The sequence below is a fragment of the Pseudovibrio sp. Ad46 genome (assembly GCF_001623065.1).
Lineage (GTDB): Bacteria > Pseudomonadota > Alphaproteobacteria > Rhizobiales > Stappiaceae > Pseudovibrio.
This window is the reverse complement of the sequence record NZ_LMCG01000059.1, coordinates 1-5,955: the sequence shown is the minus strand read 5'-3', so window position 1 is coordinate 5,955 and position 5,955 is coordinate 1. Positions and strand designations below refer to the sequence as shown.

The following is a 5,955-nucleotide window of genomic DNA, read 5'->3' as shown; positions in this document are numbered from 1 at the left end:
CGACGTCCCATGAACACCCCACTTACGGCGTTGCCCTGACCCTTGCCTGGGAAAAAGGTGGTAAGAGTGGAGCAGTTAATCTTGCCGATCTTGGCCAGCATATCGAACGCTATGAGTTTGCTGATGGGACAAGTTTGAGCAAAATTGAACTTCTGCAAGACGAACGCATAAGACTGGATGGCACAGCTTCGGACGATGTAATTATCGGAGGCAATGTCAGCAACATCATTAATGCCGGTGACGGCAATGATATCCTGACTGGCGGCACATACAGTCAGAACTGGCAGCATCTACGCGGCCAGGGCGGTGATGATACATATCACTACAATCAGGACAACGGGATTGTCTGGATAAACAAGGACGGCGAGAACGCGTCTTCCGGAAATGATACCTTTGTATTTGATGATTTGGTTCTGACTGATTTTACCATCACGTCCCATGAACACCCCACTTACGGCGTTGCCCTGACCCTTGCCTGGGAAAAAGGTGGTAAGAGTGGAGCAGTTAATCTTGCCGATCTTGGCCAGCATATCGAACGCTATGAGTTTGCTGATGGGTCGACACTATCAAGTATCGAAGTAAAGACTGACGGCACACTAAAACTGACGGATACTCTCGGCGATGACATCATAAAAGGTGGAGATGGCAACCAGCAAATCATCGGTCGTGACGGAAATGATACGATCTTTGGAGGAGATGGAAATGACCAACTCTATGGAGGGGCTGGGCGCGACAAACTCTATGGAAATGAGGGGAATGACACCTTAAACGGTTACAGTTCCGGATCAGACTATATTCACGGGGGCGAAGGTATCGATACCGTCCGGTACTACTGGGCACGTTCTGGTGGTGTCAGCGTTAATCTTCAAGATAAAGTTGGCCTATCTGGAGATGCTGCAGGAGATGTCTATGTTTCCATTGAAAACGTGATTGGATCGAACTTCGGAAACGATCGTCTTGTAGGCGATGGCAATGCCAATGTCTTAAATGGATTTGCTGGCAATGATATACTGATTGGCGGTGGCGGAAACGATGCGATCTATGGCGGTGTCGGTGATGACCAACTCTATAGCGATGCTGGTTTGGACCGACTTTACGGAAATGATGGCAACGATACTCTGAATGGTTACAGCTCTGGAGCCGACCACCTTGATGGGGGGGAAGGGATAGATACCGTTAGGTACTACTGGGCGCGTTCTGGCGGTGTCAGCGTTAATCTTCAAGATAAAGCTGGTCTATCTGGGGATGCTGCAGGAGATATCTATGTTTCCATTGAAAACGTGATTGGATCGAACTTCGGAGATGATCATCTTGTGGGAGATGGTAGTGCCAATATCCTGAACGGGTATGGAGGGAACGATACGCTGATTGGTGGCAATGGCAATGATACACTGATAGGGGGACAAGGCTCAGACATCTTCGTATTCGGTAATGCTCATTTTGGAAATGATACAATCAAAGATTTTGCAACGGGCGCAGGCTCTGATGATATCATCAGTATTGATGCAGAACTATTTGCAGACTTTACATCTGTACTCGCCGCAACAAATGATGTTGGAGGAGATACGGTAATCAAGCTAGATGACGAGAACTCCATCACCTTGAAGGGTATTTCGAAGATAGACCTCCATGTCGATGACTTCCAGTTCATTTGATAATGTAGTTTGATCGAACTTTAGAACTTCATTTTTGATCCGAGTGACCCCGGGGACTTTCTCCGGGGTTTCTGTTTTGTTCGTTCTTAGCGTACGATTTTTTGCAAATCTTGTTCTGGCCCCTAAAAGCTTGATCTTTATGCATTACTAGATCACTTGACAGGAGGTATTAAACATAGGGATAGGGATTGGCATTCGTGCGGCCAGATGTTTATTCTGGAACTACTCTAGCCCCATTTCTTGCATAAGATCGTGATCATGGAACTCGCCATCCAATCCAATACGTCTACACAGTTCATCATCACTACAATCAAATGGAAAGCGGACGATTTCTCCATACTCATTCACGAATATCAGTTTTCCATTTAGCTCTGGAAAGTCTTTTCGGAGTTGATCGCAGAACATATATGCAGCTTCGATTGTCGTTGGAGGACGAGAAAACGAAATTGTGCGATTACTTCTATACATAATATTCATTCGCACATTTGGTTTCTTTATGCTCTCCATCTTAATTTCGTCATCTACACTTCCGTCATTGTACTGTTGTTTTTTTGACGATGAAATATTCCACTTCTTACTCAACCAACTTGATAACGAGGTGCTATCACTAAAAATTACTATTCCATCTCGAATAACAGATAGCATGCTTGGGTCATAAAGCTTATCGTAATTTTCAAAATGCAACACTAGTCAATCCTTTACTTATGCTATATCGCCATATTCTGATGGATCGTAATTCCACCAATCGTCTTCAGGATTAATCCTTGGAGGACGAGCAGAGTCATCATTCCCAAATTCGTTTTGCGCCTTGCAAGCATTTCGCATCGGCACATGCTCAATCATTCCCTCAATATCTTTCGACTCGTATAGTTCCATATAAAATGGAAGTAACGCAGGATGACTAATCGCTGTATAAAGTCCGATGTTCCAACAAGGTTTTCCAGGTGCATCAGGATTTTTTGTTATTATGCCATATCGTGTATATTCATCTTCATCTTGTTTCCGAATATCAACGTGCATCCAGAATTGTGAATACTCACCATTTGATTTTCTGACTTTTGGAGATCTGCTAGCGTTTTTGGCATATTTTGCGTCACCGAGCCAGCAACGATCCGGGTAGCTCATATCAGCATCAATTTCCTCTTTCCCGCCGCTGCAATGGAACTCGCTGCGAGTTTGAAAAATGCAGTATTGATACCCCCACCCCCTCATTTTTGCATCACGATCTACCCAAGGAAGATCCGGCCTCATTCTCCCATCAGTGACTCTATTCGGCAGTTCCACGGCCCAGAGAGGGAACTTATGCGGCTCACAGCAATTGCGCCGGGGGCGGACGCGGCGGCGGCGATAGGACACCGGTTCTCCTTGCTCATCTTCCCCTGTTGCTTCTCTTGGCTTGTCGAATTCACCGGGGTCATCCCAACTAGGATCAAAGAACTCATCCTGCTTTTTCAATTGAGGCGTAGGCTGAGTGTCGGGGGCCAGCACATCTGGCTGGATTAGTGGTTGCAACGGACTTGGCCGTATCAACGGTCTTGGAACGGGTGGGCTAGGCACGAATGGCTTTACCCATTGCGGGGTCTTAGGAACTGTACCTGGTGGAAGATTGCGAACAAATGCGTACTGATTACCAGCGGCTTGCGAAGCTACGTTCTTTACCGTTTTAGCCAAGTTTGGATTGTTCATGCTGCTGTCCTGATGATTTTTCCGGACCGTTCCCGATAAACGGTATTGCTGCCGTCTGCGTATGTTTCCTTGCATTCAATAATATCGCAGAGATCTCGCAGGGCCTCATTGTCAATTTCAACGCCGCTGTTAAACAGCAGCAGTTCAAGCCGTGTTTCGCGAGACATTGTTTCTTGCGAAAGAATGCGCTGAACATCCTTATCTTGATAAAACTCAGCTCCGGCCATAAAGCTCAAGACAGCCCAGTAAAAGAAGCAGCTCTCATCGCTGTAGCCTTGTTTGCCAGCGTGCTTTTGAGCCTCACCAAAGAACGAGATCAACTCCTTGCGCTGAAGTTCCTCCGTCTCCTTGGGAAAGGCTTTGCGAAGGAACTGCTCAATCTCGTGGTAAAAGCTGATTTGAGCGCAGTGCATCATATCATCGTATTGACGCTGCTCGATCTCGCGGAATGGGAAGGTTGCGCGGTAGTTTTCGACTGCTCGGTCATGGTTTTCATGTTTGTGCCAGTGATAGTCCAAGCCGTCTTCGGTCTCGATGCCGAGCTGCAGCTGTTCGCCGCGAAGGCGATAGACCGCAAAACTTGATGTGTAGTCATAAGGTGCTGCAATCAGATCAATGTTTTTGAAAAAATCCTGCCACTGTTCCGGGAAGCCATGACGCAAGAAACAATAAAGCACGCGGGCATCATAAAAACGCAGGTAAACTGGTTTGCCACTTTCTGGCGTGATCACGCTCATGAACCGCTTCAAGGAGGTTCGAAGTTCCTCAATCGCCTTTGTTGAAAAGACGATGATACCAAGCTTTTCTGGAAACCCAACCTTTAGCCAACTGGTCAAAACAGCGGGATGGATAGTCAGATCTACAAGCAAAGAGGTTCGGGCATGGGCCTCTTGTTTGGCCTCTGCAGGTGACCCCATCAACGGTTCCCATCCGTCTTCGCCTGTGGTCCGGATCTCGCTTGCAAGGTCTTCCTGCCAGGATGCATCCAGCACCAGGTATGGTTTGGCACCAATCGTTGCAGCTTGCGCGGCGATCCCCTTAAATCGTTCTGTCAAACTCACTGCTGCTATCCTTTGGAGGCTTTGTCTTCACAGGTTTCACAAAACGGCGACCGGCTCATTCCTACGGGGGAGGCTCCACCAATCAAAACATCCCCAGACCCGGTTGAATCGGCCCCTCCGCAATCAATCGGATCTCCCTGTCGTCCGGCTTCCTTGTTGTTGAACAGAACGGTCGGACTTCCAGAAGCCAAAGACCGGCCATGGGGTGGTGACGGACAGACCGGACACGGATGCGGCGCATAAGCATCTCCCTGGCGCACGGCAAGGCGGTTGTTAATCAGAATATTCGGGCTCCCGGCAATGGCGGGAGTTGGCGGGAAGTGGCATCCATGACCAGAACCAATGTCCCCAAGGCGTGCTGCTGGTTTTCCTGACATATCGTGCTCTCCTATTTCTCAAAGGAACGCGCATAGCGCTGTGCATGAGGACCGGCGTAATCAGCTGGCTTCATAGCTTCCATTGGAGGAACTGGAGCGCCTTTGGCAGGAGAACCACCACAGTTGACCTTCACCAGCGTGCCTTCAATTTGCACACCGCCTTTGTCAATCTTGACGAAGTTGCCACCGACATTCAGGCTTATGCTCGCACCAGCCTGAATAACCACAGCGTCCCCGGCATTGATGTAGTGGGTTGTTCCGCTCTCAAAGTGCTGTTTGCCCTTGGTCTCCAATCGCCAGTTTTCTTCAACAAGCGTTATGGCATTGCGCACGACATGAGTGACCTTGTCTCCCACGACCTTCAGAAAATCGCTGATCTTGATCTGGCGCAGTGCGGACCCGTCAACTTGTGTATGTTCTGACCCCTTCACCTGTTCGCGGTGATCGCCGCCCACCTCAATGTCTTTTGAGCTGCCGATAGATTCAGATTGAGACCCTTCAACTCGTTTGTGGCGGTTGGCACCCACCTTCCAGGTCTCGTTGTTCTCAACAACGCCGTTGTGGAATTTCTGAGCGTGGAACCAGACTTCCTCCTGCCCGCCCTCATCTTCAAAGCGAAGCTCGTTGTAGCCATTGGCCTTATGGCTGTCTGACATGAGCACCATGCGGGTTTTGAAGTCGGGAAGTTTGTTCGGTGGACGGTTGTTGTTATGATACGTCCGCCCCGTAATGATTGGCTGGTCTGGATCACCTTCGAGGAAGTCTACGATGACCTCGTGGCCGATGCGGGGGATGGCGATGTGGCCCCAGCTGGCTCCACCCCAATTTTGCGAGACACGTATCCAGCACGAAGATCTATCATCCTTGGCGTTATGGCGGTCCCACGGGAACCAGACTTTGACCCGGCCATGTTCATCACAGTAGATCTCTTCGCCCTCAGGCCCGGTGACATGAGCGATCTGAGGGCCGTCCACCAAGGGCTTTTTAAGCAATTTGGGCCGGTATGGCAGGCGGGCGGGCATGACCTCAAACCCGGCACTGTAACTGGTGGTGCCGCTACCAGCTTCCTCCGTCACGGCTTGCGGCTGGCTGCCCTGATGCGAGACGGTGAGCAAATGATACTTGATGTTGTAGTCGTCGTTTGGGTGGTCTGTGAGCGCAAACTGATGACCGGCT

Annotated in this window: 6 protein-coding genes; 1 reads left to right on the top strand and 5 read right to left on the bottom strand. The window is 49.3% G+C overall.

The genetic code is table 11. The features are described from left to right. On the top strand, positions 1–1,655 hold a 1,655-nt coding region (locus PsAD46_RS17170; RefSeq protein WP_063307465.1), incomplete at its 5' end, for a calcium-binding protein. Between the two features lie 222 nt (positions 1,656–1,877). Here PsAD46_RS17170 and PsAD46_RS17165 read toward each other — a convergent pair. From PsAD46_RS17165 to tssI, 5 genes are all read right to left on the bottom strand, one after another. Beyond that, the gene (locus tag PsAD46_RS17165) at positions 1,878–2,342 is read right to left on the bottom strand and encodes a hypothetical protein (protein WP_063309016.1); all 465 of its coding nucleotides are present in this window, start codon (positions 2,340–2,342) and stop codon (positions 1,878–1,880) included. Between the two features lie 15 nt (positions 2,343–2,357). Continuing rightward, positions 2,358–3,341, bottom strand: coding sequence for a hypothetical protein (locus PsAD46_RS17160; protein ID WP_063292600.1), 984 nt, complete (start codon positions 3,339–3,341; stop codon positions 2,358–2,360). Next, positions 3,338–4,402 (bottom strand): DUF4123 domain-containing protein, encoded by a 1,065-nt coding sequence (locus tag PsAD46_RS17155; protein ID WP_063292599.1) that lies wholly within the window; start codon positions 4,400–4,402, stop codon positions 3,338–3,340. The genes PsAD46_RS17160 and PsAD46_RS17155 overlap by 4 nt, the downstream gene beginning before the upstream one ends. A gap of 5 nt (positions 4,403–4,407) precedes the next feature. Then, positions 4,408–4,779, bottom strand: a complete 372-nt coding sequence (locus PsAD46_RS17150) for a PAAR domain-containing protein (RefSeq protein ID WP_057461547.1) — start codon at positions 4,777–4,779, stop codon at positions 4,408–4,410. Between the two features lie 11 nt (positions 4,780–4,790). Further along, positions 4,791–5,955, bottom strand: a 1,165-nt coding sequence (tssI, locus tag PsAD46_RS17145) for a type VI secretion system tip protein TssI/VgrG (RefSeq protein ID WP_153040774.1), incomplete at its 5' end; no start/stop codon positions are given.

What these genes read in the sequence shown, in the direction of transcription:
- PsAD46_RS17150 (WP_057461547.1), bottom strand. Translation starts at nt 4,779, where the DNA reads ATGTCAGGAAAACCAGCAGCACGCCTTGGGGACATTGGTTCTGGTCAT.
- PsAD46_RS17160 (WP_063292600.1), bottom strand. Translation starts at nt 3,341, where the DNA reads ATGAACAATCCAAACTTGGCTAAAACGGTAAAGAACGTAGCTTCGCAA.